The following is a 21785-nucleotide window of genomic DNA, read 5'->3' on the forward strand; positions in this document are numbered from 1 at the left end:
AGATTTATTAATGCGTCCTTTTTTTTGTTAAAGAAATTAGGACGATAAAATCGCACAAAACACCATCATTCCCTAATCAGTGCCGCCTTAATGTTAATTTTATGTGGCATAAATCGCTTTTTTCCAGTCAATAACTCTGTAGGCTTTTCGGCGGATTTTAGTCATAAGCTAATGTGATGCCCTGAATGAGCTTATGGTTTAGTGCCGGGTTCGGTGGTAAGTTCAGGCAAAAGAGAACGTTTGCGTCGGCGTTCGTCAGCGATGCCGACACCCGATTTCGTGGCGAAAAATCGCCGACAATCTTGTGGCTGGTTCCGTTTTTATTCGATGAGGAAAAGATGGCTCAACAGACTCCGTTGTATGAACAACACACGCTGTGCGGCGCGCGCATGGTGGATTTCCATGGCTGGATGATGCCGCTGCATTACGGATCCCAGATTGATGAGCACCATGCGGTGCGCGGCGACGCAGGCATGTTCGATGTGTCGCATATGACCATCGTTGATTTCCATGGCAGCCGGACCAGAGAGTTCTTGCGCTATTTGCTGGCCAACGACGTGGCGAAGCTCACCACCCCAGGCAAAGCGCTCTACACCGGCATGCTGACCGCCTCCGCCGGCGTCATCGACGACCTGATTGTCTATTTCCTCTCTGAAGATTATTTCCGCCTCGTTGTTAACTCCGCCACCCGCGAAAAAGACCTCGTCTGGATTTCCGAACAAGCTGAACCCTACGGCCTCGAAATCATCGTCCGCGACGATCTGTCGCTGATCGCGGTCCAGGGTCCGCAGGCGAAAGCGAAGGCGGCGACGCTGTTTACCGACGCGCAGCGTCAGGCCGTGGAAGGTATGAAGCCGTTCTTCGGCGTGCAGGCCGGCGAGCTGTTTATCGCCACCACAGGCTATACCGGCGAAGCGGGCTATGAAATCGCCATGCCGAACGAGCAGGCGGCGGATTTCTGGCGCGGTCTGCTGGACGCTGGCGTTAAGCCATGCGGTCTCGGCGCGCGCGATACCCTGCGCCTGGAGGCCGGAATGAACCTGTATGGCCAGGAGATGGACGAAGGCGTCTCTCCGCTGGCGGCGAATATGGGCTGGACTATCGCCTGGGAACCGGCGGATCGTAACTTTATCGGTCGCGAAGCGCTGGAGATGCAGCGTGAAAAGGGCACCGAACAGCTGGTTGGCCTGGTGATGACTGAGAAAGGCGTCCTGCGCGGCGGCCTGCCGGTGCGCTTTACCGATAGCGACGGTAACCAAAAAGAAGGCATTATCACCAGCGGCACCTTCTCGCCGACGCTGGGCTACAGCATCGCGCTGGCTCGCGTGCCGGCCGGGATTGGCGACACCGCGGTGGTGCAAATTCGTAACCGTGAAATGCCGGTAAAAGTGACTAAACCTGGTTTTGTACGCAATGGCAAAGCCATTGTGTGATTTCCCTTTTTTGGAGATGAATTGATGAGCAACGTACCAGCAGAACTGAAATACAGCAAAGAACACGAATGGCTGCGTAAAGAAGCGGACGGTACCTATACCGTCGGGATCACCGAGCATGCGCAGGAGCTGCTGGGCGATATGGTATTCGTTGATCTGCCGGAAGTGGGCGCCACCGTCGAAGCGGGCGCCGATTGCGCGGTTGCCGAATCCGTGAAAGCGGCTTCCGATATTTATGCCCCGATTAGCGGTGAAATCGTTGCCGTTAACGAAGAGCTGAACGACTCGCCGGAACTGGTCAACAGCGACCCGTACACCGACGGCTGGATCTTCAAGATCAAAGCCAGCGACGAAGCGCAGGTTGCCGCGCTGCTGGATGCCGCCGCGTATGAAGCTCTGTTAGAAGACGAATAAATACGCGTCATCCTTCACGCTGCAGGGGCGTTGGCTTCCTGCCGCGCGAATGATTTTGCGTATTCCGGCCCGGTAAGCATCAGCGCTTGCCGGGCAAACTAGTCAGACAATCACGATTCACCGCACGTTTCAGGAACCATCGCTCATGACTCAGACTTTAAGTCAGCTTGAAAACCGCGACGCCTTTATTGAACGTCACATTGGCCCGGACGCTCAGCAGCAGCAAGAGATGCTGAAGACTGTCGGCGCGGATTCGCTTAACGCCCTGATCGGCCAGATTGTGCCGCAGGATATCCAGCTGGCGACCCCACCGCAGGTGGGCGACGCGACAACCGAATTCGCCGCGCTGGCAGAGCTGAAGGCGATCGCCGGTCGCAACAAGCGCTTCAAGTCTTACATCGGCATGGGCTACACCGCCGTGCAGCTGCCGCCGGTTATTCAGCGCAACATGCTGGAAAATCCGGGCTGGTATACCGCCTATACCCCTTACCAGCCGGAAGTCTCCCAGGGCCGCCTGGAATCGCTGCTCAACTTCCAGCAGGTCACTCTCGATCTCACCGGGCTGGATATCGCTTCCGCTTCGCTGCTCGATGAAGCGACCGCCGCCGCCGAAGCGATGGCGATGGCCAAACGCGTCAGCAAACTGAAAAACGCCAACCGCTTCTTCGTTGCCGCCGATGTCCATCCGCAAACCCTGGACGTGGTGCGCACCCGTGCGGAAACCTTCGGCTTCGACGTGATCGTCGATGACGCCGACAAAGTGCTCGATCACCAGGATGTCTTCGGTGTGCTGCTGCAGCAGGTGGGCACCACCGGCGAAATCCACGATTACAGCAAACTAATCGCCGAGCTGAAAGCGCGCAAAGTGATAGTCAGCGTCGCCGCCGACTTTATGGCGCTGGTGCTGCTGACGGCGCCGGGCAAGCAGGGCGCGGATATCGTCTTCGGCTCCGCCCAACGCTTCGGCGTGCCGATGGGCTACGGCGGCCCACACGCGGCCTTCTTCGCAGCGAAAGATGAATTCAAACGCTCCATGCCGGGCCGGATTATCGGCGTATCGAAAGATGCGGCGGGTAACACCGCGCTGCGCATGGCGATGCAGACTCGCGAACAGCACATCCGCCGCGAGAAAGCGAACTCCAACATTTGTACCTCGCAGGTGCTGCTGGCCAACATCGCCAGCTTGTACGCGGTTTTCCACGGCCCGGCGGGTCTGAAACGTATCGCAGGCCGCATTCATCGCCTGACCGACATTCTGGCCGACGGCCTGCAGAAGAAAGGGCTGAAGCTGCGCCATGCGCACTACTTCGACACCCTATGCGTGGAAGTGGCGGATAAAGCCGCGGTGCTGGCGCGTGCCGAAGCCCTGCAGATTAACCTGCGCAGCGATATTCACGGCGCGGTGGGCATTACGCTCGACGAAGCAACCACCCGCGAAGACGTGCTCAACCTGTTCCGCGCCATCGTCGGCGACGATCATGGTCTGGACATTGATACCCTGGATAAAGACGTGGCGCTGGACAGCCGTTCCATCCCGGCGGCGATGCTGCGCGACGATGCGATCCTCACCCATCCGGTGTTCAACCGCTACCACAGCGAGACCGAGATGATGCGCTACATGCACGCCCTGGAGCGTAAAGATCTGGCGCTGAACCAGGCGATGATCCCGCTGGGTTCCTGCACCATGAAGCTGAACGCCGCGGCGGAGATGATCCCGATCACCTGGCCGGAATTCGCTGAGCTGCACCCGTTCTGCCCGGTCGAGCAGGCGGAAGGGTATCACCAGATGATCGCCCAGCTCTCCGACTGGCTGGTGAAACTGACCGGCTATGACGCCGTCTGCATGCAGCCGAACTCCGGCGCGCAGGGCGAATATGCTGGCCTGCTGGCGATTCGCCACTATCACGAGAGCCGCAACGAAGGCCATCGCGATATCTGCCTGATCCCAAGCTCCGCGCACGGCACCAACCCGGCTTCCGCGCAGATGGCGGGTATGCAGGTGGTGGTGGTTGCGTGCGACAAAAACGGCAATATCGATCTCGCTGACCTGCGTGAAAAAGCAGAGCAGGCGGGGGCGAATCTCTCCTGCATCATGGTCACCTATCCGTCGACCCACGGCGTATATGAAGAGACCATTCGCGAAGTGTGCGAGATCGTGCACCAGTTCGGCGGCCAGGTTTACCTTGACGGCGCTAACATGAACGCCCAGGTCGGGATCACCTCTCCGGGCTATATCGGCGCCGACGTTTCGCACCTCAACCTGCATAAAACGTTCTGCATTCCGCACGGCGGCGGCGGCCCGGGTATGGGCCCAATCGGCGTGAAAGCGCACCTGGCGCCGTTCGTGCCGGGTCACAGCGTGGTGCAGATTGAAGGGATGTTGACCCGTCAGGGCGCGGTTTCCGCCGCGCCGTTCGGCAGCGCGTCCATCCTGCCGATCAGCTGGATGTATATTCGCATGATGGGCGCGGAAGGGCTGAAGCAGGCGAGCCAGAACGCGATCCTTAACGCCAACTACATCGCTACCCGTCTGAAAGACGCCTACCCGGTGCTCTACACCGGTCGCGATGGTCGCGTGGCGCACGAATGTATTCTCGATATTCGTCCGCTGAAAGAAGAGACCGGCATTAGCGAACTGGATATCGCCAAGCGTCTGATCGACTTTGGCTTCCATGCGCCAACCATGTCCTTCCCGGTAGCGGGTACGCTGATGGTTGAGCCGACGGAATCGGAAAGCAAAGTGGAGCTGGACCGCTTTATCGACGCGATGCTGGCGATCCGCGCTGAAATCGACCGCGTCAAAGCCGGTGAATGGCCGCTGGAAGACAACCCGCTGGTGAACGCACCGCACACCCAGGGCGAGCTGGTGGGCGAGTGGAACCATCCGTACAGCCGCGAGCTGGCGGTATTCCCGGCGGGTCTGCACAACAAATACTGGCCGACGGTGAAGCGTCTGGACGATGTGTACGGCGACCGCAACCTGTTCTGCTCCTGCGTACCGATGAGCGAATACCAGTAAGTTTGCGTATTATCTATACTTTTAAAGGCGCTGCGGCGCCTTTATTTTTTGGAGGGAAGGTATGGGAATCGCTCTTATTAGCGGCGCGAGCCGCGGCATAGGCCGGGCGACGGCGCTGCTGCTGGCGCAGGAAGGGTATACCGTGGCGGTCAATTACCATCACAACATTAACGCCGCCACCGAGGTGGTGAATACCATTTTGGCGTCTGGCGGCAAAGCCACGGCGCTGCGGGCGGACATCAGCGATGAAGCGCAGGTGATGGCGATGTTTGAGGCGATTGACCGCATGGGCGAGCCGCTGACGGCGCTGGTCAACAACGCCGGGATCCTCTTTACCCAGTGTACGGTGGAGAGCCTGAGCGCCGAGCGCATTAACCGCGTGCTGGCGACCAACGTCACCGGCTATTTCCTCTGCTGCCGCGAGGCGGTCAAGCGCATGGCGCATCGGCATGGCGGTAAGGGCGGGGCGATAGTTAACGTGTCGTCGGCGGCCTCGCGCCTTGGCGCGCCGGGAGAGTACGTTGACTATGCCGCGTCGAAAGGGGCGGTGGATACCCTGACCACCGGGCTGGCGCTGGAGGTGGCGGCGCAGGGGATCCGGGTCAACGGCGTCCGTCCGGGGCTGATTTATACCGAAATGCACGCCTCCGGGGGTGAACCGGGGCGCGTGGATCGAGTGAAAGGTTCGCTACCGATGCAGCGCGGCGGCCAGCCGGAAGAGGTCGCTCAGGCCATTGCCTGGCTGCTGAGCGACAAAGCGTCGTATGTGACGGGTAGCTTCCTTGAACTGGCGGGCGGGAAATAACCCGTAGATGTCTATTGCCCGGCGGCGCTGCGCTTGCCGGGCCTACGGGATCAAAGCCGAATGGTAGGCCGGGTAAGGCGTAGCCGCCACCCGGCATAAAAACCGCTAAAGCCCGACGGTCTACCAGGAGGCCGGCCACAGCCTCAGTACCCGTAGCCCGGCTAAGCGCAGCGCGAGCCGGGTAACCCGGCGGCCTACCAGGAGGCCAGCCACAGCCGCAGGCGCATTCCCCAACTGCTGGTCCAGCCGGTGGTAACCGACTTCACCTCGCCTCGATAAATCACCACCAGCGTTGGCGTCACCCGAATATCCCACTGCCGCGCCAGCTGGCCGCTCGGGTCATTTACCGTCGGCAGCGTCAGTTTCTTTCTGGCAAGCCACGTCTCCAGCGCGGCGTTATCGCCGGAGCGCAGGGCCACCGTCAGCACATTGCCGCCGTCGGCGGCAAGCGATGCCACCGACGGCGTGGTGTAGCGACAAACTCCGCACCAGGTGGCCCAAACGTACAGCAGCAGCGGCTTTTGCTGGCTCATGGCGTTCAGATCCACCGTCCTGCCGTCGAGGGCGTGCAGCGATGTGGCGCTGACGTTTTGCGGCAGCGCGGGCTGGCGAAAATAATCCACCGCCAGGCTCACCGCCGCGCCAATCAGCAGCCACACCGCCAGCTCGCGCAGCCAGCGCCTGATTTTACTGGCCACGGGCTTTCGCCAGCTGCTCTTTCACCAGCCCCTCCAGCTCATCAGCAGGGATCGCGCCGGCCACCATCTGATCGCCGATGATGGTCGCCGGGGTGCCCTGAATATTCAGCACCTGCGACAAAATCAGGTTCATCTTCAGCGAATCCATGGTCTTGTCATCGATATTTACACTATCGGTGGCGGTTTTCTTCTGCGCCGCGGCGATGCTGGCGTCATCGTGATAGCCTTTTTTCGCCATCAGCCGCTGATGCAGCGCCCAGAACTTATCGGGCTGCTGGCGCCAGGTCGATAGCGCCGCTTTGGCGGCATTGACCGAACTTTGCCCCTTGAACGGCAGCAGCTTAACGATCAGCTGAATGTCCGGGTTATCGTGGACGATTTTTTCCAGCAGCGGATCAAACTGTTTGCAGTAAGGGCAGTTGTAATCGGTAAACGAGACGATCGTCAGTTTTGGCGCTTTCGCGCCGGTGCGCGGGCTGTTCGGATCGTTAAACAGCAGCTGCGCCAGCTGGTCATTAGCGTTTGCTTGTGGTTCTTCCGCCGGGGCGGCGAAGCTGAAGGCGGATATGCACAGCAGCAATAAGGCGGTGATAGCTCTCATGTTATTTTCCTTGGGCGACGGACAGGGTGGCGAGAAGGTGTTCGCGATCTAACAGCGCAGGCAGGATCTCTCCCTGCGGCAATCCCGGTCCGTAAATCTGGTTAAACGGCACCGCAGCGCTGCCGCGAGTGGTTAAAAACTGACTAATCGTGGCGGAGGGTCGGCTCCAGTCGCCGCGCAGGGCGACCACGTCCGGCGCTAACAGCGCCTGCTGGACGTCATCGCGCAGCAGCACGTTGTATTTATTGGCTTTACAGGTCACGCACCAGTCGGCGGTGACATCAATAAACACCCGCTTATGTTCCGCCAGGGCGCTGGCGATAGCCTGCTCGCTGAGCGGCTGCCAGTTAACCCGGTCGCGGCGCGGGCCCTCGCCGTCAGATCGGGAGACTAAGGCGACGGCGCCCGCCACCACGATGGCCAGGGCGCCCGCGCGCAGCGCCGTCCGCCAGCGGTAGCGCCAGGCGGTGGCCAGCAGCAGGGCGATGGCCAGAATTACCAGCAGGGTAAGCACCGGCGTACGGCCGATGTGGATCGTCAGCAGGCTGACCAGCCATAGCGCTGAACCAAGCATCATTAGCCCCAGCAGTACGCGCAGATGATTCATCCAGCGGCCGGGACGTGGCAGTCGTTGCGCCAGCCCCGGCCAGGCAACGATCAGCAGCCACGGCAGGCTCATGCCGATCCCCATGGCGAAGAAAATGCCCCACAGCAGCGGCAGAGGCGCCACCAGCGCCACCGACACGGCGGTGCCAAGGAACGGCGCGGTGCAGGGGGTCGCCAGCAGGGTGGCGAAGGCGCCCTGCCAGAAATGGCCCATTAAGCCGTTGCCGCCGCGGGTGGCGAGGAAGGTACTGGCGCTGGAGGAGAGGCGGATTTCGAACAGCCCCAGCAGACTGGCGCTGAACAGGATCATCACCAGCGCCATGGCGCCGATAAACCACGGGCTCTGGAACTGGATCCCCCAGCCGAGCGCCTGATTACCCAGGCGTAGCGCGGTCATCATCAGCGCCAGCGCCAGGAACGAGACGACGATCCCGCACGCCGAGGCGAGGAACTGCCGCCGCACCGCGCCGCGTTCGCGATGTTCGGTTTGCACCAGCGAGCCGAGCTTCATGGCCAGCACTGGCAGCACGCAAGGCATCACATTGAGGATAAGCCCCCCGGCCAACGCCATCAGCAGCACCCAGCCTAACGTCAGCTCCGGCGCGGCGCTGCCGGCGCTGATGGCGATCTGGCTTTCCTGCGCCTGGCCGCTATCCGCCAGCACCAGCGACAAGGTTTTACCGCGCAGATCCGGCGCCGCTTCGCCCCAGCTATCGGTGACCGGTATGGTGGCGGTCAGCGTATCGCCGCGGCTGGTAAAGCTCGGCTTGCCGAAATCGACATCCTCCATGCTGTCGATAAACAGCGCTGGCTGCTGCCAGCCGGCATCGCGGCGAGCGGTCACCGTCAGTTTGCCGCTGACGTAGCTGGCGGTCAGCTGCGAAGTCAGACCATCGCCCAGCGGCAGCGTGCCCATCGCGCGGGTGAAATCGTAGCCAAAACCCTCCCCTGGCGGGGCCGTCATATCCAGCGAAAAGGGATAGTCAGTAAGAATGCAGACATTGCTGCAGGTGGATAACGTCAGTACGCCGCTGAGCGTCGGTGGTATCTTCCCGCGCAGCGTCATCGGGAAGCTGACGTCACCGTGATAGCCCTGAGTGGAAATGCCCGCGACGTCGAAGCGCTGCGGCGTCGGCCAGCGCCAGTCAACCTCCAGCGGCGTGTGCCAGGCGATAGCCGGCGCGATGCCGCCTTCCCCCGGCGAGCGCCAGTAGGTTTTCCAGCCCTTTTCCAGCGCCACGTCTAAAAGCAGGCGGGTATCGCCATTGCTCTCGGTTTGCGCCCGCAGGCGGACGCTGGCGTGTTGATTGTCGGCGGCGCGTAGCCAGCCGCTGTCGGCGGCCTGACTGACGGGCAGCCATAGCCAAAGCAGGCAGACCAGTAGTCGCCTGAATAACATAGACATAAATTTGCTCCATAAATGATGAATTAACCTGAACTGTCAGGAAAATCAGTCACTCACGGAAGACGCATAATCGCAGATGCACCCGCAATCGGGGCGGGGAGATAACGCGGGGAGGCCACTGGCGCTCGATACGCGGCGGGATCGCCGCCAGCACCGCCAGCAGCAGGGTGATAGCCAACAGCGCCCCTTCAAACAGCATCGGCGGGACGGCCATCAGCGACTTGGCGCTGAGTTCGCACGGCGTGACCGGCGCGTCGGCTTTATCCTGGGTTTGCTGTAGTGACGGGCTGTCGGCGGTGAGGTTCATGACCAGCGCGTGCATCCCGGCCATTCGCTGGGCGGTGCAGACCAGCACCACCAGACAGGCCAGGAGGACAAAAAGAATGGCTTTGCGTTGTCGCTTAATCATGAGCGCCTCAAATATTCACGAGGCCTATCTTATCGGGCGAACGCGTTTTGGCAATGGTAAAGCTGTAAAGAAGTGTCTGGCAGATAAGCGATTTGCCCTCTCCCGGCCGGGAGAGGGCGGTCAATTACAGATTCTCGCCGTTGCTGGCGATGACTTCTTTGTACCAGTTAAAGCTCTTCTTGCGCGAGCGGGACATGTCGCCGGTGCCGTCGTCGTGTTTGTTGACGTAGATGAAGCCGTAGCGTTTGCTGTACTGCCCGGTAGTGAAGGAGACGCAGTCGATGCAGCCCCATGGGGTATAGCCCATCAGATCGACGCCGTCATAAGTGACCGCTTTGATCATCTCTTCGATGTGGGCGCGCAGATAGTCGATGCGGTAGTCATCGTTGATGCTGCCGTCGGCTTCGACTTTATCGTAGGCGCCAAAGCCGTTCTCGACGATAAACAGCGGCTTCTGGTAGCGCTCATACAGTTCACACAGGGAATAGCGCAGACCGACCGGGTCAATCTGCCAGCCCCAGTCGGAGGCTTTGACGTGCGGGTTCGGCACGCTGCCTTCGAAGCCGGAAATGGCGTCGCCGGTGCCGCCTTCGGCTTTCACCGCGTTGGTCATGTAGTAGCTGAAGCCGAGGTAAGCGCAAGTGCCGTCGCGCAGGATCTGCGCATCGCCATCTTCCATCTTGATGTTGAAGCCGCGGCGCTCCCACTCATTCAGCACATAGCTCGGGTAGTAACCGCGCAGTTGGACGTCGGTAAAGACGTAGCGCTCGCGCATCGACTCCTGGGCAAACATGACATCTTCCGGTTTGCAGGAGTAAGGGTAGAGGGCGACCATCGCCAGCATGCAGCCGACCTGCATGTCCGGGTTGATGCGCCGCGCCGCTTTCACCGCCAGCGCGCTGGCGACGAACTGATGGTGCAGCACCTGGTACATGGTCTCTTCCGGATTGTCATGCTCGGTATAGACCACCCCGGAGCAGCAGTAGCCGAACAGCGGCGCGCGCCAGTTGCGCTGGTTGTTGATCTCGTTGAAGGTCATCCAGTATTTCACTTTGTGCTTATAGCGCTCGAAAACCACTTCGGCAAAGCGCACAAAGAAATCGACCACTTTGCGGTTGGTCCAGCCGCCGTACTGCTGCACCAGGTGCAGGGGCATCTCGAAGTGGGAGAGGGTGATCACCGGCTCGATGTTGTATTTCAGCAGCTCGTCGAACATGTCGTCGTAGAACTTCAGTCCCTCTTCATTCGGCTGGGTTTCGTCACCCTGCGGGAAGATGCGGGTCCAGGCGATGGAGGTGCGGAAGCATTTGAAGCCCATCTCGGCGAACAGTTTGATGTCTTCTTTGTAGCGGCCGTAGAAATCGACCGCTTGGTGGTTGGGGTAATATTTGCCGGCTTCCACCTGGTGGGTGATTTCACGCGGCACGCCGTGCGCCCCGCCGGTCAGCACGTCGCAGATGCTGGGGCCTTTGCCGCCCTGATCCCAGCCGCCTTCAACCTGATGCGCGGCAACCGCGCCGCCCCATAAAAAATCTTTCGGAAGGGTTAATTTTTTCATCCTGGCTAATCTCTCTAATAACTATTGCGCTCGAGTCTAGCAAAGTGAAATTGAATGTCACGATATAACAAATTTCTCCAAAGGTAATATGTTACATCAAAAAAACAGGCTGTTATTTTTAGCTGATTTTGCGCGCTAATTTACGCCCGAGCGATTCGAGAATATAGATCACTGGAATTTGCGTGGTAATATCGTAGACGCCGCCAATGCGGGTCTGCGGGACGTGCCAGGAGAGATTGAAATCGGCCAGTTTGGCCAGCCGCGAATGCTCGTGACTGGTAATCGACATCACCTTGCAATGATGCAGGCTGAACTGGCTGGCGAAACGCAGGATCTCTTCTGTTTCGCCGGAGACGGAAAGCACGATCGCCAGCGCGTTGCGGGCCATATCGTTGGTTACCGGAAAATAGGGGTCGTCAATATGGTTGCTGAATTTACCGACGTTGGAGAAGAAACGGGCGCCATATTTCGCCAGCGCGCCCGAGGTGCCGGCGCCGACAAAAATAATACGTTCTGAGGCGAGAATAATATCGACGGCCTGGTCTAGTAATCCATCGAACTCGTCATTATTAACGCTTTTAAAAAAGCTCATGATTTCGCTGGCGCCGATATTTGCCTGTTGAGGCTCGTTCTGCTCAAGATATAATTTAAAACGTACGCGAAATTCAGAGTAGCCCTCGCACTGCAGTTTGCGGCAGAAGCGCAACACGGTGGTGGTGGAGACGCCGGCGGCTTCGGCCACTTCGCGGATGGTCATGTACATCACTTTGTCGCGATTCTTTATGACGTAGTGGTAGACCATCATCTCAAGATTATTGAGACTGGCGACAGCGGCGTGGGAGAACATACTCACAGTGGCGAACTCACAATTCATAATGACCAGGACGGAATTATATCATGCAGGCCAATGACATTACCTTTTTTCAGCGTTTTCAGGACGACATCCTCGCCGGGCGCAAAACTATCACCATTCGCGATGCGGCGGAGTCGCACTTTAAGCCCGGCGATGTGCTGCGCGTCGGGCGCTATGAAGATGACGGCTATTTTTGCACCATCGCCGTGACCGCGACCTCGACAGTGACCCTCGATACGCTGACCGAACAGCATGCTCAACAGGAGAATATGACCCTGGGGCAGCTGCGGCAGGTCATCAGCGACATCTATCCTGGCGAGAGCCAGTTTTATGTCATTGAATTCAAAACGCTTTAAGGTAAGCAGGAACAGCTGTGAGTTGAAATAAAAATTTAACCTTTTGATTTTAATGTATTTACAAATATACATCTTTTTATTTTAGCTAACAGGTGTTCACTGGAATCATTCTCAGTTACCCTAAGTGAGCAATGAAAGCGTTCTTGTTTTCAGGAGTCCAATATGGTGCGCAAACCATTAATCACTCAGGGATATTCTCTGGCAGAGGAAGTTGCCAACAGCATCAGCCACGGGATCGGGCTGGTGTTCGGTATCGTCGGGCTCGTGCTATTGCTGGTGCAGGCGGTGGACACCAACGCCAGCGCGACGGCGATCACCAGCTACAGCCTGTACGGCGGCAGCATGATTATGCTGTTCCTCGCCTCCACGCTCTATCACGCGATCCCGCATCAGCGGGCGAAACAGTGGCTGAAGAAATTCGACCACTGCGCTATCTACTTGTTAATCGCCGGGACCTATACGCCGTTTTTGCTGGTGGGGCTGAACTCGCCGCTGGCGAAGGGGCTGATGATCGTCATCTGGAGCCTGGCGCTGCTGGGGATCCTGTTTAAGCTGACCATCGCGCACCGCTTTAAAATTCTGTCGCTGGTGACCTATCTGACCATGGGCTGGCTGTCGCTTATTGTGGTCTATCAGCTGGCGGTGAAGCTGGCGGTGGGTGGCGTAACGCTGCTGGCGGTTGGCGGGGTGGTGTACTCACTGGGGGTCATCTTCTACGTCTGCAAACGTATTCCCTATAACCACGCTATCTGGCACGGCTTCGTGCTCGGCGGCAGCGTGTGTCACTTCCTGGCGATCTATCTTTACATCGGCCAGTCCTGATAAACATCCCACGGTGGCGCTGCGCTTACCGTGGCTACGATACTCTGCGGCCGGGTAGCCCGGCTAAGGCGCAAGCGCCGCAAGCCGGGAACTTTTCCTTAATCTTCTTCCAGCGAATACGGCAATGGTTTGATGCTCAGACTGCCGGCATCGTCGCGCACGCGGAATACGCTGTCCGGCTCCATGTCATTATTCATCACTACCTGGACCATCAGGCTTCCGTCATCCAACTGTACGGCTGCCAGCACCGTACCGGTGCGGCGCCAGTTGTCGCCCATCTTCAGCTCCAGGTCTTCCCCGGCCTCCGGCACCCGGCTGGCGGTACCTGACAGCGTCCACAGCGCGCGCTTATTGGCGCCGCGGAATTTCGCCCGCGCCACCATCTCCTGACCTGTGTAGCAGCCTTTTTTGAAGCTGATGCCGCCCAGCGCCTGCAGGTTGGTGGCCTGCGGAATGAACTGCCCGCTGTTGGCGCTGTCGATAACCGGCAGACCGGCTTCAATATTCAGCGCCAGCCACTGCTGGCTGTTGTTGAGCTGCGCTTCGCCGCGCAACGCGTCGGTGACGTGGTTGGCGGTGTCGACATCGGTCACCAGCAGGAAGCGCTCGCCCGGGTGTTCAAACCACAGCAGGCTGGTGGCGCCTTCGCTGACCGCCGGAGTGGCGGCGTCGGGCAGAGCGGCGAACAGCGGCGCCAGCGCGGCGCGCGCCTGGAAGCCGGCCACCCCCAGCAGAACCAGATCGTCGTTGGCGGCGATGGTGACTTTGGAGAAGACGGCATATTTTTTCAGCTCGGTCAGCTGCGCGTCGCGCAGGCTGCGGCGTTCAATCCACGCGAAGCCGCCGTCGCGACGGAATACGCGCAGGTTGCTCCACATCTTGCCTTTGGCGTCACAGTGGGCGGCAAGCAGATGCTGAGCATCGGTGAGACTGCTCACATCGGCGGTAATCTGCCCCTGCAGATATTTTTCGCTGTCTGGCCCGCTAATCGTCGCCAGCGCCCAGTCATCCAGGGTCATCAGCGTTAACGGCAGACGAGCGGAAGAGGAAGGCTGACGCGGAGGAAAAGGTGTAAAAGCCATAGTCATATCCTGAATCGCTTAACGCAGTGTGTGTGACCAATGGTAAAAGAGCTATAGTGCATTGCAAGTGCTTTCAACAGGCCATTTGTGCGCTGACGTTTGGTGAAGGCCCGGCGTGGGAAAACAATAAGCCCATCATTATTTTATGGTTTTTATGGAAGGATGCTCGCATTCAGCGATATTCCTGTAAAGTTACGGCAGAAAACGGGTTAAACTAACCAATATTTTGCTGCTGGAAGGTCAACATGGACATTAACAATAAAGCACGTATCCACTGGGCATGCCGCCGCGGGATGCGCGAACTCGACATCTCCATCATGCCGTTCTTTGAGTATGAGTACGATACCCTCAGCGACGCTGACAAACAGCTGTTCATTCGCCTGCTGGAAAATGACGATCCGGATCTATTCAACTGGCTGATGAACCATGGCAAACCGGCCGATGCGGAGCTGCAGCGGATGGTAACCTTAATTCAGACACGGAATCGGGAACGTGGTCCTGTGGCAATCTGATCTCCGTATCTCCTGGCGCGCGCAGTGGTTTTCTCTGCTGCTCCACGGCGTTGTGGCGGCGCTGGTGCTGCTGGTTCCCTGGCCGTTAAGCTACACCCCGATCTGGCTGCTGCTGCTGTCGCTGGTGGTCTTTGACTGTGTGCGCAGCCAGCGACGGATCCATGCCCGTCGCGGGGAGATAAAACTGCTCACCGATTCCCGGCTGCGCTGGCAAAACGCCGACTGGGAGATCCTCGGGACGCCGTGGGTCATCAACAGCGGAATGCTGCTGCGTTTGCGCCATGTCGATACCCGACGCGGTCAGCATCTGTGGCTGGCGGCGGACAGCATGGATGCCGGAGAGTGGCGGGACCTGCGCCGGCTGGTGCTGCAAAAACCGGCGCAGGAGTAAGCGGCGTCAGGAGAAGTGTTCGGCCATTTCGCCGAGGATCTGCTCGCACCAGCTCTGGATGCGCTCGTCGCTCAGGTCGTACTGGTTGGTTTCATCCAGCGCCAGGCCAACGAACAGTTGGCCATCCGCGATCACCGGTTTCGGGCTGGTGAACTCATAGCCTTCGGTTGGCCAGTAGCCGACAAACTTCACGCCTTTGGTCGCCAGCTTGTCATGCAGCATGCCCAGCGCGTCAAGGAACCATTCGCCGTAGCCCAACTGATCGCCCATGCCGTAGAGCGCGACGATTTTGCCCTCCAGGTCCAGGGTGTCCAGCTGGTCCCAGACCGCTTCCCAGTCTTCCTGAATTTCGCCGAAATCCCAGGTCGGGATGCCGAGGATCAGTACGTCGTACTGGCTCATCAGCGCGGGGGAGTCATCTTTCAGATTGTGCAGCGTCACCAGCTCGGGGCCGATGATATCGCGGATTTTCTCCGCGGCCATTTCGGTATAGCAGGTACTGGAGCCGTAAAACAGACCTATATTCATCGCGTAAACATCTCGATTCTTGCCTTGAATGGCGGGCAGTGTACCAGAAAGGCGTCCTCTTAAGGCATAATGAGAGCGTTTAACGAACAAAGAGGCCGATGTGAAACAGGATCTGGCACTAATCGAACAGTTTCTCGATGCCCTTTGGCTGGAGCGCAACCTGGCGGAGAATACGCTCAGCGCCTATCGTCGTGATTTGACGATGCTCGTGGAGTGGCTGCACCATCGCGGTCTGTCGCTGGCAAGCGTCGGCAGCGACGACCTGCAGGCGCTGCTGGCCGAGCGGCAGTCCGGCGGCTATAAAGCCACCAGCACCGCGCGCCTGCTGAGCGCTGTGCGTCGTTTCTTCCAGCATCTGTACCGGGAAAAAATTCGCCCGGACGACCCCAGCGCGCTGCTGGCCTCGCCAAAGCTGCCGCAGCGGCTGCCGAAGGATCTCAGTGAGGCGCAGGTTGAGCGTCTGCTGCAGGCCCCGCTGGTGGAGCAGCCGCTGGAATTGCGCGATAAAGCGATGCTGGAGGTGCTGTATGCCACCGGCCTGCGCGTTTCGGAGCTGGTGGGGCTGACGATGAGCGACATCAGCCTGCGACAGGGCGTGCTGCGGGTAGTGGGGAAAGGCAACAAAGAGCGGCTGGTGCCGCTGGGGGAAGAGGCGGTACTGTGGGTGGAAAATTACCTCGAGTATGGTCGCCCCTGGCTGCTGAACGGCGTGGCGTCGGATGTCTTATTTCCCAGTCAGCGCGCCCAGCAGATGACGCGCCAGACCTTCTGGCACCGGATTAAACACTATGCCGTGCTGGCGGGGATCGACAGCGAAAAGCTCTCCCCGCACGTGTTGCGCCATGCGTTCGCCACGCATTTGCTCAATCATGGCGCCGACCTGCGTGTGGTGCAGATGCTGTTAGGACACAGCGATCTCTCCACCACGCAGATTTACACCCACGTGGCGACCGAGCGTCTGCGACAACTTCATCAACAGCACCACCCGCGGGCGTGAGTGCTGAATAAAAGGACTGAGTATGAAAAAAGGTTTATTGATGTTCACCCTGCTGGCGGCTTCCCTTTCCGGGGCGGCGCATGCCGATAGCGCGGCAATTAAACAGTCGCTGGCGAAGCTGGGTGTACAGAGCACCGATATTCAACCGTCGCCGGTTTCCGGGATGAGCACGGTGCTGACCGACAGCGGCGTGCTGTATGTCACCGACGATGGCAAGCACATCATCCAGGGGCCGATGTACGACGTGAGCGGCGCGCAGCCGGTCAACGTCACTAACCAGCTGCTGCTGGGGAAGCTGAACGCGCTGAGCAACGAAATGATTGTCTACAAAGCGCCGAAGGAGCAACACGTCATTACCGTCTTCACCGACATCACCTGCGGTTATTGCCACAAGCTGCATGAGCAGATGAGCGACTACAACGCGCTGGGGATCACCGTGCGCTACCTGGCCTTCCCGCGCCAGGGACTGCAGAGCCAGGCGGAGCAGGACATGAAGGCCATCTGGTGCGCGAAAGATCGCAACCAAGCGCTGGATGACGCCATGAACGGCAAGGGCGTGCAGCCGGCGAGCTGCAGCGTGGATATCGCCAAACATTACACCCTCGGCGTGCAAATGGGCGTCAACGGCACCCCGGCGATGGTCCTCAGCAACGGCATGGTGCTGCCGGGCTATCAGGGGCCGAAAGAGCTGAAGGCGTTCCTCGACGAGCATAAAAAACAGACAAGCGGTAACTGATTCGCGTGAAACAACAGATACAACTACGCCGCCGCGAGGCGGTTGACGGCGTCGATTTACCCGCCGATCTGCCGCCGCTGCTGCAGCGGCTGTATGCCAGCCGCGGGGTGCGCAGCGCCCAGGAGCTGGAGCGCAGCGTCAAAGGCATGCTCCCCTGGACACAGCTCACCGGCGTTGAAAAAGCGGTCGGGATGCTGCACGACGCATTCCAGAAAGGGCTGCACATTGTCGTGGTCGGCGATTTTGACGCCGACGGCGCCACCAGCACCGCGCTCAGCGTGCTGGCCCTGCGCGCGCTGGGCTACGGCAACGTCTCCTACCTGGTGCCGAACCGTTTTGAAGACGGCTACGGCTTAAGCCCGGAAGTGGTCGATCAGGCTCACGCCCGCGGCGCGCAGATGATCATGACCGTCGACAATGGGATCTCGTCCCATGCCGGCGTCGATCATGCCCATGCCCTGGGGATCCCGGTGCTGGTGACCGATCACCACCTGCCGGGGGAGACGCTGCCGGCGGCGGAGGCCATCGTTAACCCTAACCTGCGCGATTGCGACTTCCCATCGAAATCGCTAGCCGGGGTGGGGGTGGCGTTCTATCTGATGCTGGCGCTGCGCACCTTTCTGCGTGATAACGGCTGGTTCGACGCCCGCGGCATCGCCGCGCCGAACCTTGCCGAGCTGCTGGATTTGGTGGCGCTTGGCACCGTTGCCGACGTCGTGCCGCTGGATGCTAACAACCGTATTCTCACCTGGCAGGGGTTAAGCCGCATTCGCGCCGGCAAGTGCCGGCCCGGCATTAAGGCGCTGCTGGAGATTGCCAACCGCGATCCGCAAAAGCTGGCGGCCAGCGACCTCGGTTTCGCCCTCGGGCCGCGCCTGAACGCGGCGGGACGGCTGGACGACATGTCGGTCGGCGTCGCGCTGCTGCTGTGCGATAACATCGGCGAAGCGCGCGTGTTAGCCAACGAGCTTGACGCGCTCAACCAGACGCGCAAAGAGATCGAGCAGGGGATGCAGGCGGAAGCGTTAACCCTGTGTCAACAGCTGGAACGCAGTAGCGACACCCTGCCCGGCGGGCTGGCGATGTACCATCCGCAGTGGCACCAGGGGGTGGTCGGCATCCTCGCCTCGCGAATTAAGGAACGTTTCCACCGGCCGGTGATCGCCTTTGCGCCCACCGGCGACGGCACGCTGAAAGGCTCCGGCCGCTCCATTCAGGGGCTGCATATGCGCGATGCGCTGGAGCGCCTTGATACGCTCTATCCGGGGCTGATCCTGAAGTTCGGCGGCCACGCGATGGCGGCAGGATTATCGCTGGAAGAGGCGCGCTTTGAGGAGTTTCAGCAGCGCTTCGGCGAGCTGGTGACCGAGTGGCTGGATCCCGCGCTGTTGCAGGGCGAGGTGGTCTCCGACGGCCCGCTGACGGCGGCGGAGATGAGCATGGAAGTAGCGCAGATGCTGCGCGACGCCGGGCCGTGGGGACAGATGTTCCCGGAACCACTCTTTGACGGCCGTTTCCGTCTGCTGCAGCAGCGGCTGGTGGGCGAGCGTCACCTGAAGGTGATGGTCGAGCCAGTTGACGGCGGCCCCCTGCTGGACGGTATCGCCTTCAACGTGGATACTTCCATCTGGCCCGACAACGGCGTGCGCGAAGTCCAGTTAGCCTACAAGCTCGACATCAATGAGTTCCGCGGCAACCGCAGCCTGCAGCTGATCATCGATCACCTCTGGCCAAATTGACAACAGTGTATGAATAAGGGCGCGAATCCGGTAGAATTCCGCTCTTATCACCGCATTTTGACAAATCCATTAAAAGAAACCGACCATGTTTGAAATAAATCCGGTAAAAAACCGCATTCAGGACCTCACGGAGCGCTCCGACGTTCTTAGGGGGTATCTTTGACTACGATGCCAAGAAAGAGCGTCTCGAAGAAGTAAACGCCGAGCTGGAACAGCCGGACGTCTGGAACGAACCTGAACGCGCTCAGGCGCTGGGTAAAGAGCGTTCTTCCCTGGAAGCCATCGTAGATACCCTGGATCAGATGTCCCAGGGGCTGGAAGACGTTGCCGGCCTGCTGGATCTGGCCGTGGAAGCGGACGACGAAGAGACCTTCAACGAAGCCGTCGCCGAGCTGGATACGCTGGAAGAGAAGCTGGCGCAGCTTGAGTTCCGCCGCATGTTCTCCGGCGAATACGACAGCGCCGATTGCTACCTTGATATTCAGGCCGGTTCCGGCGGCACCGAAGCCCAGGACTGGGCCAGCATGCTGATGCGCATGTACCTGCGCTGGGCGGAAGCGCGCGGCTTTAAGACCGAAATCATCGAAGAATCCGAAGGTGAAGTCGCAGGGATTAAATCCGTGACCATCAAGATCATTGGTGATTACGCCTACGGCTGGCTGCGTACCGAAACCGGCGTTCATCGTCTGGTGCGTAAGAGCCCGTTCGATTCCGGCGGCCGCCGTCATACCTCCTTCAGCTCCGCGTTCGTTTACCCGGAAGTCGAAGACGATATCGATATCGAAATTAACCCGGCTGACCTGCGCATTGACGTATACCGCGCCTCCGGCGCCGGTGGGCAGCACGTTAACCGTACAGAATCCGCGGTGCGTATTACCCACATCCCGACCGGGTTGGTAACGCAGTGCCAGAACGACCGTTCGCAGCACAAAAACAAAGACCAGGCCATGAAGCAGATGAAAGCGAAGCTTTATGAGCTGGAGATGCAGAAGAAAAATGCCGAGAAGCAGGCGATGGAAGACAACAAGTCCGATATCGGCTGGGGCAGCCAGATCCGCTCTTACGTGTTGGATGACTCGCGTATTAAAGATCTGCGTACCGGGGTGGAAACCCGCAACACTCAGGCGGTGCTCGACGGCAGCCTGGACCAATTTATCGAAGCAAGTTTGAAAGCAGGGTTATGAGGAACCAACATGTCTGAACAACAAGCACAGGGCGCTGACGCGGCAATTGACCTTAATAATGAACTGAAAACCCGTCGCGAGAAGCTGGCTGCGCTGCGTGAGCAGGGCGTCGCTTTCCCGAACGATTTCCGTCGTGACCATACCTCTGACCAACTGCACGCTGACTTCGATGGCAAAGAAAACGAAGAGCTGGAAGCGCTGAACGTTGAAGTGGCCGTGGCTGGCCGCATGATGACCCGTCGTATCATGGGTAAAGCGTCCTTCGTCACCCTGCAGGACGTTGGCGGCCGCATCCAGCTGTACGTGGCGCGTGACGATCTGGCGGAAGGCGTTTACAACGACCAGTTCAAAAAATGGGACCTCGGCGACATCATTGCCGCCCGCGGTAAGCTGTTCAAGACCAAAACCGGTGAGTTGTCTATCCACTGCACCGAGCTGCGTCTGCTGACCAAAGCCCTGCGCCCGTTACCGGACAAGTTCCATGGCCTGCAGGATCAGGAAGCGCGCTATCGTCAGCGTTACCTCGACCTGATCTCCAACGATGAATCGCGCAAGACCTTCAAAGTGCGTTCGCAGATCCTGGCGGGCATCCGTCAGTTCATGGTTGGCCGCGGCTTTATGGAAGTGGAAACCCCGATGATGCAGGTGATCCCGGGCGGCGCTTCCGCGCGTCCGTTCATCACCCATCATAACGCGCTGGATCTGGACATGTACCTGCGTATCGCGCCGGAACTGTACCTCAAGCGTCTGGTGGTGGGCGGCTTCGAACGCGTCTTCGAGATCAACCGTAACTTCCGTAACGAAGGGATCTCCGTTCGTCATAACCCAGAGTTCACCATGATGGAACTCTACATGGCTTATGCGGATTACAAAGATCTGATTGAGCTGACCGAATCCCTGTTCCGCACCCTGGCGCAGGACATCCTCGGCAACACCGAAGTGCCTTACGGCGACCAGGTGTTCGACTTCGGCAAGCCGTTTGAAAAACTGACCATGCGCGAAGCGATCAAGAAATACCGTCCGGAAACCGAGATGGCGGATCTGGATAACTTCGATTCCGCGAAAGCGATCGCTGAGTCTATCGGCATCAAAGTGGAGAAGAGCTGGGGTCTGGGCCGTATCGTGACCGAGATCTTCGAAGAAGTGGCGGAAGCGCACCTGATCCAGCCAACCTTCATCACCGAATACCCGGCGGAAGTTTCTCCGCTGGCGCGCCGTAACGACGTGAACCCGGAAATCACCGACCGCTTTGAATTCTTCATTGGCGGCCGTGAGATCGGTAACGGCTTTAGCGAGCTGAACGACGCCGAAGACCAGGCGCAGCGCTTCCAGGATCAGGTTGATGCGAAAGCCGCAGGCGACGACGAAGCAATGTTCTACGATGAAGACTACGTGACCGCGCTGGAGCACGGCCTGCCGCCGACCGCCGGTCTGGGTATTGGTATCGACCGCATGGTGATGCTGTTCACTAACAGCCACACCATCCGCGACGTGATCCTCTTCCCGGCAATGCGTCCGCAGAAATAATCGCGTCTTGTGCATTGCAAAAAACCCGGCTTGCCGGGTTTTTTTATGTCTGACGTGAGGTCTGAAGGCTGGCGTAACCCGACTCAGCGCAGGCCGGGGGCTCCCGGATG

The 21785-nt window shown here is 59.3% G+C and carries 21 protein-coding genes; 13 read left to right on the forward strand and 8 right to left on the reverse strand.

What is annotated here, in order from left to right:
- Positions 1 to 338 precede the first annotated feature (338 nt).
- From gcvT to ABLV76_RS10040, 4 genes are all read left to right on the forward strand, one after another.
- Positions 339 to 1433: a glycine cleavage system aminomethyltransferase GcvT gene (gene gcvT / locus ABLV76_RS10025; RefSeq protein WP_135683213.1), complete on the forward strand. Its 1095-nt coding sequence runs from the start codon at positions 339 to 341 to the stop codon at positions 1431 to 1433.
- A gap of 24 nt (positions 1434 to 1457) precedes the next feature.
- Entirely contained in the window at positions 1458 to 1847 is a 390-nt protein-coding gene (gcvH, locus tag ABLV76_RS10030; RefSeq protein ID WP_002916479.1) for a glycine cleavage system protein GcvH, read from the forward strand.
- A gap of 145 nt (positions 1848 to 1992) precedes the next feature.
- Complete coding sequence (gcvP, locus tag ABLV76_RS10035) at positions 1993 to 4866, forward strand: aminomethyl-transferring glycine dehydrogenase (protein ID WP_048295577.1); 2874 nt, start codon at positions 1993 to 1995, stop codon at positions 4864 to 4866.
- A gap of 61 nt (positions 4867 to 4927) precedes the next feature.
- On the forward strand, positions 4928 to 5671 hold the full coding sequence (locus ABLV76_RS10040) for an SDR family oxidoreductase (protein WP_043520930.1): 744 nt from the start codon (positions 4928 to 4930) through the stop codon (positions 5669 to 5671).
- Positions 5672 to 5865: 194 nt separating this feature from the next.
- Here ABLV76_RS10040 and ABLV76_RS10045 read toward each other — a convergent pair whose 3' ends face one another.
- The 6 genes from ABLV76_RS10045 to ABLV76_RS10070 all read right to left on the reverse strand — a co-directional run bounded on the left by ABLV76_RS10045 (position 5866) and on the right by ABLV76_RS10070 (position 11795).
- Positions 5866 to 6369, reverse strand: coding sequence for a protein disulfide oxidoreductase (locus ABLV76_RS10045; protein ID WP_004205308.1), 504 nt, complete (start codon positions 6367 to 6369; stop codon positions 5866 to 5868).
- Positions 6359 to 6970 (reverse strand): DsbA family protein, encoded by a 612-nt coding sequence (locus ABLV76_RS10050; protein ID WP_017899795.1) that lies wholly within the window; start codon positions 6968 to 6970, stop codon positions 6359 to 6361. Before ABLV76_RS10050 ends, ABLV76_RS10045 begins: the two co-directional genes overlap by 11 nt.
- A 1-nt stretch (position 6971) precedes the next feature.
- Entirely contained in the window at positions 6972 to 8981 is a 2010-nt protein-coding gene (locus ABLV76_RS10055) for a protein-disulfide reductase DsbD domain-containing protein (protein WP_004205310.1), read from the reverse strand.
- 49 nt (positions 8982 to 9030) lie between these two features.
- The gene (locus ABLV76_RS10060) at positions 9031 to 9390 is read right to left on the reverse strand and encodes a hypothetical protein (RefSeq protein ID WP_017899797.1); all 360 of its coding nucleotides are present in this window, start codon (positions 9388 to 9390) and stop codon (positions 9031 to 9033) included.
- Between the two features lie 124 nt (positions 9391 to 9514).
- Positions 9515 to 10948, reverse strand: coding sequence for a 6-phospho-beta-glucosidase BglA (gene bglA, locus ABLV76_RS10065; RefSeq protein ID WP_348878298.1), 1434 nt, complete (start codon positions 10946 to 10948; stop codon positions 9515 to 9517).
- 118 nt (positions 10949 to 11066) lie between these two features.
- Positions 11067 to 11795: a MurR/RpiR family transcriptional regulator gene (locus tag ABLV76_RS10070; RefSeq protein ID WP_348878308.1), complete on the reverse strand. Its 729-nt coding sequence runs from the start codon at positions 11793 to 11795 to the stop codon at positions 11067 to 11069.
- A gap of 50 nt (positions 11796 to 11845) precedes the next feature.
- On the opposite strand from ABLV76_RS10070, the gene yqfB reads away from it, so the two are divergent.
- Positions 11846 to 12157 (forward strand): N(4)-acetylcytidine aminohydrolase, encoded by a 312-nt coding sequence (gene yqfB, locus ABLV76_RS10075; RefSeq protein ID WP_004144734.1) that lies wholly within the window; start codon positions 11846 to 11848, stop codon positions 12155 to 12157.
- A gap of 162 nt (positions 12158 to 12319) precedes the next feature.
- Positions 12320 to 12979, forward strand: coding sequence for a hemolysin III family protein (locus tag ABLV76_RS10080; RefSeq protein WP_004205319.1), 660 nt, complete (start codon positions 12320 to 12322; stop codon positions 12977 to 12979).
- 98 nt (positions 12980 to 13077) lie between these two features.
- Here the strand turns inward: ABLV76_RS10080 and ygfZ are convergent, their stop codons facing one another.
- Positions 13078 to 14061, reverse strand: a complete 984-nt coding sequence (gene ygfZ, locus ABLV76_RS10085) for a tRNA-modifying protein YgfZ (protein WP_135683214.1) — start codon at positions 14059 to 14061, stop codon at positions 13078 to 13080.
- A 245-nt stretch (positions 14062 to 14306) separates the two neighbouring features.
- Here ygfZ and sdhE point away from each other — a divergent pair, with 245 nt between their 5' ends.
- Together sdhE and ABLV76_RS10095 are read left to right on the forward strand one after the other, a co-directional pair.
- Positions 14307 to 14573 (forward strand): FAD assembly factor SdhE, encoded by a 267-nt coding sequence (gene sdhE / locus ABLV76_RS10090; protein ID WP_002916312.1) that lies wholly within the window; start codon positions 14307 to 14309, stop codon positions 14571 to 14573.
- A complete protein-coding gene (locus ABLV76_RS10095; RefSeq protein ID WP_004205323.1) occupies positions 14554 to 14964 on the forward strand; it encodes a protein YgfX in 411 nt (136 codons plus the stop codon). The genes sdhE and ABLV76_RS10095 overlap by 20 nt, the downstream gene beginning before the upstream one ends.
- 6 nt (positions 14965 to 14970) lie before the next feature.
- On the opposite strand, the gene fldB is transcribed toward ABLV76_RS10095, so the two are convergent.
- Positions 14971 to 15492, reverse strand: coding sequence for a flavodoxin FldB (gene fldB / locus ABLV76_RS10100; protein WP_004205324.1), 522 nt, complete (start codon positions 15490 to 15492; stop codon positions 14971 to 14973).
- A 100-nt stretch (positions 15493 to 15592) separates the two neighbouring features.
- Here fldB and xerD point away from each other — a divergent pair, with 100 nt between their 5' ends.
- From xerD to lysS, 5 genes are all read left to right on the forward strand, one after another.
- Positions 15593 to 16489, forward strand: a complete 897-nt coding sequence (gene xerD, locus ABLV76_RS10105; RefSeq protein ID WP_004144729.1) for a site-specific tyrosine recombinase XerD — start codon at positions 15593 to 15595, stop codon at positions 16487 to 16489.
- Between the two features lie 22 nt (positions 16490 to 16511).
- Complete coding sequence (gene dsbC / locus ABLV76_RS10110) at positions 16512 to 17225, forward strand: bifunctional protein-disulfide isomerase/oxidoreductase DsbC (RefSeq protein ID WP_004205326.1); 714 nt, start codon at positions 16512 to 16514, stop codon at positions 17223 to 17225.
- 5 nt (positions 17226 to 17230) lie between these two features.
- Complete coding sequence (recJ, locus tag ABLV76_RS10115) at positions 17231 to 18964, forward strand: single-stranded-DNA-specific exonuclease RecJ (protein WP_004205327.1); 1734 nt, start codon at positions 17231 to 17233, stop codon at positions 18962 to 18964.
- A gap of 85 nt (positions 18965 to 19049) precedes the next feature.
- A protein-coding gene (gene prfB / locus ABLV76_RS10120) for a peptide chain release factor 2 (protein ID WP_095858446.1) occupies positions 19050 to 20148 on the forward strand; the annotation gives its coding sequence in 2 pieces (ribosomal slippage) (positions 19050 to 19124 and positions 19126 to 20148; 1098 coding nt in all).
- A gap of 9 nt (positions 20149 to 20157) precedes the next feature.
- Positions 20158 to 21675, forward strand: a complete 1518-nt coding sequence (gene lysS / locus ABLV76_RS10125) for a lysine--tRNA ligase (protein WP_002916299.1) — start codon at positions 20158 to 20160, stop codon at positions 21673 to 21675.
- Positions 21676 to 21785 lie beyond the last annotated feature (110 nt).

The organism is Klebsiella sp. GB_Kp047 (genome assembly GCF_040065235.1).
GTDB classification, from domain to species: domain Bacteria; phylum Pseudomonadota; class Gammaproteobacteria; order Enterobacterales; family Enterobacteriaceae; genus Klebsiella; species Klebsiella quasipneumoniae.

Coding starts and splice junctions, on each gene's coding strand:
- gcvH (WP_002916479.1), top strand. CDS start 1,458: ATGAGCAACGTACCAGCAGAACTGAAATACAGCAAAGAACACGAATGG.
- sdhE (WP_002916312.1), top strand. CDS start 14,307: ATGGACATTAACAATAAAGCACGTATCCACTGGGCATGCCGCCGCGGG.
- yqfB (WP_004144734.1), top strand. CDS start 11,846: ATGCAGGCCAATGACATTACCTTTTTTCAGCGTTTTCAGGACGACATC.
- gcvP (WP_048295577.1), top strand. CDS start 1,993: ATGACTCAGACTTTAAGTCAGCTTGAAAACCGCGACGCCTTTATTGAA.
- bglA (WP_348878298.1), bottom strand. CDS start 10,948: ATGAAAAAATTAACCCTTCCGAAAGATTTTTTATGGGGCGGCGCGGTT.
- dsbC (WP_004205326.1), top strand. CDS start 16,512: ATGAAAAAAGGTTTATTGATGTTCACCCTGCTGGCGGCTTCCCTTTCC.
- ABLV76_RS10080 (WP_004205319.1), top strand. CDS start 12,320: ATGGTGCGCAAACCATTAATCACTCAGGGATATTCTCTGGCAGAGGAA.
- ABLV76_RS10055 (WP_004205310.1), bottom strand. CDS start 8,981: ATGTCTATGTTATTCAGGCGACTACTGGTCTGCCTGCTTTGGCTATGG.
- ABLV76_RS10040 (WP_043520930.1), top strand. CDS start 4,928: ATGGGAATCGCTCTTATTAGCGGCGCGAGCCGCGGCATAGGCCGGGCG.
- fldB (WP_004205324.1), bottom strand. CDS start 15,492: ATGAATATAGGTCTGTTTTACGGCTCCAGTACCTGCTATACCGAAATG.
- ABLV76_RS10070 (WP_348878308.1), bottom strand. CDS start 11,795: ATGTTCTCCCACGCCGCTGTCGCCAGTCTCAATAATCTTGAGATGATG.
- gcvT (WP_135683213.1), top strand. CDS start 339: ATGGCTCAACAGACTCCGTTGTATGAACAACACACGCTGTGCGGCGCG.
- ABLV76_RS10060 (WP_017899797.1), bottom strand. CDS start 9,390: ATGATTAAGCGACAACGCAAAGCCATTCTTTTTGTCCTCCTGGCCTGT.
- ABLV76_RS10050 (WP_017899795.1), bottom strand. CDS start 6,970: ATGAGAGCTATCACCGCCTTATTGCTGCTGTGCATATCCGCCTTCAGC.
- ygfZ (WP_135683214.1), bottom strand. CDS start 14,061: ATGGCTTTTACACCTTTTCCTCCGCGTCAGCCTTCCTCTTCCGCTCGT.
- lysS (WP_002916299.1), top strand. CDS start 20,158: ATGTCTGAACAACAAGCACAGGGCGCTGACGCGGCAATTGACCTTAAT.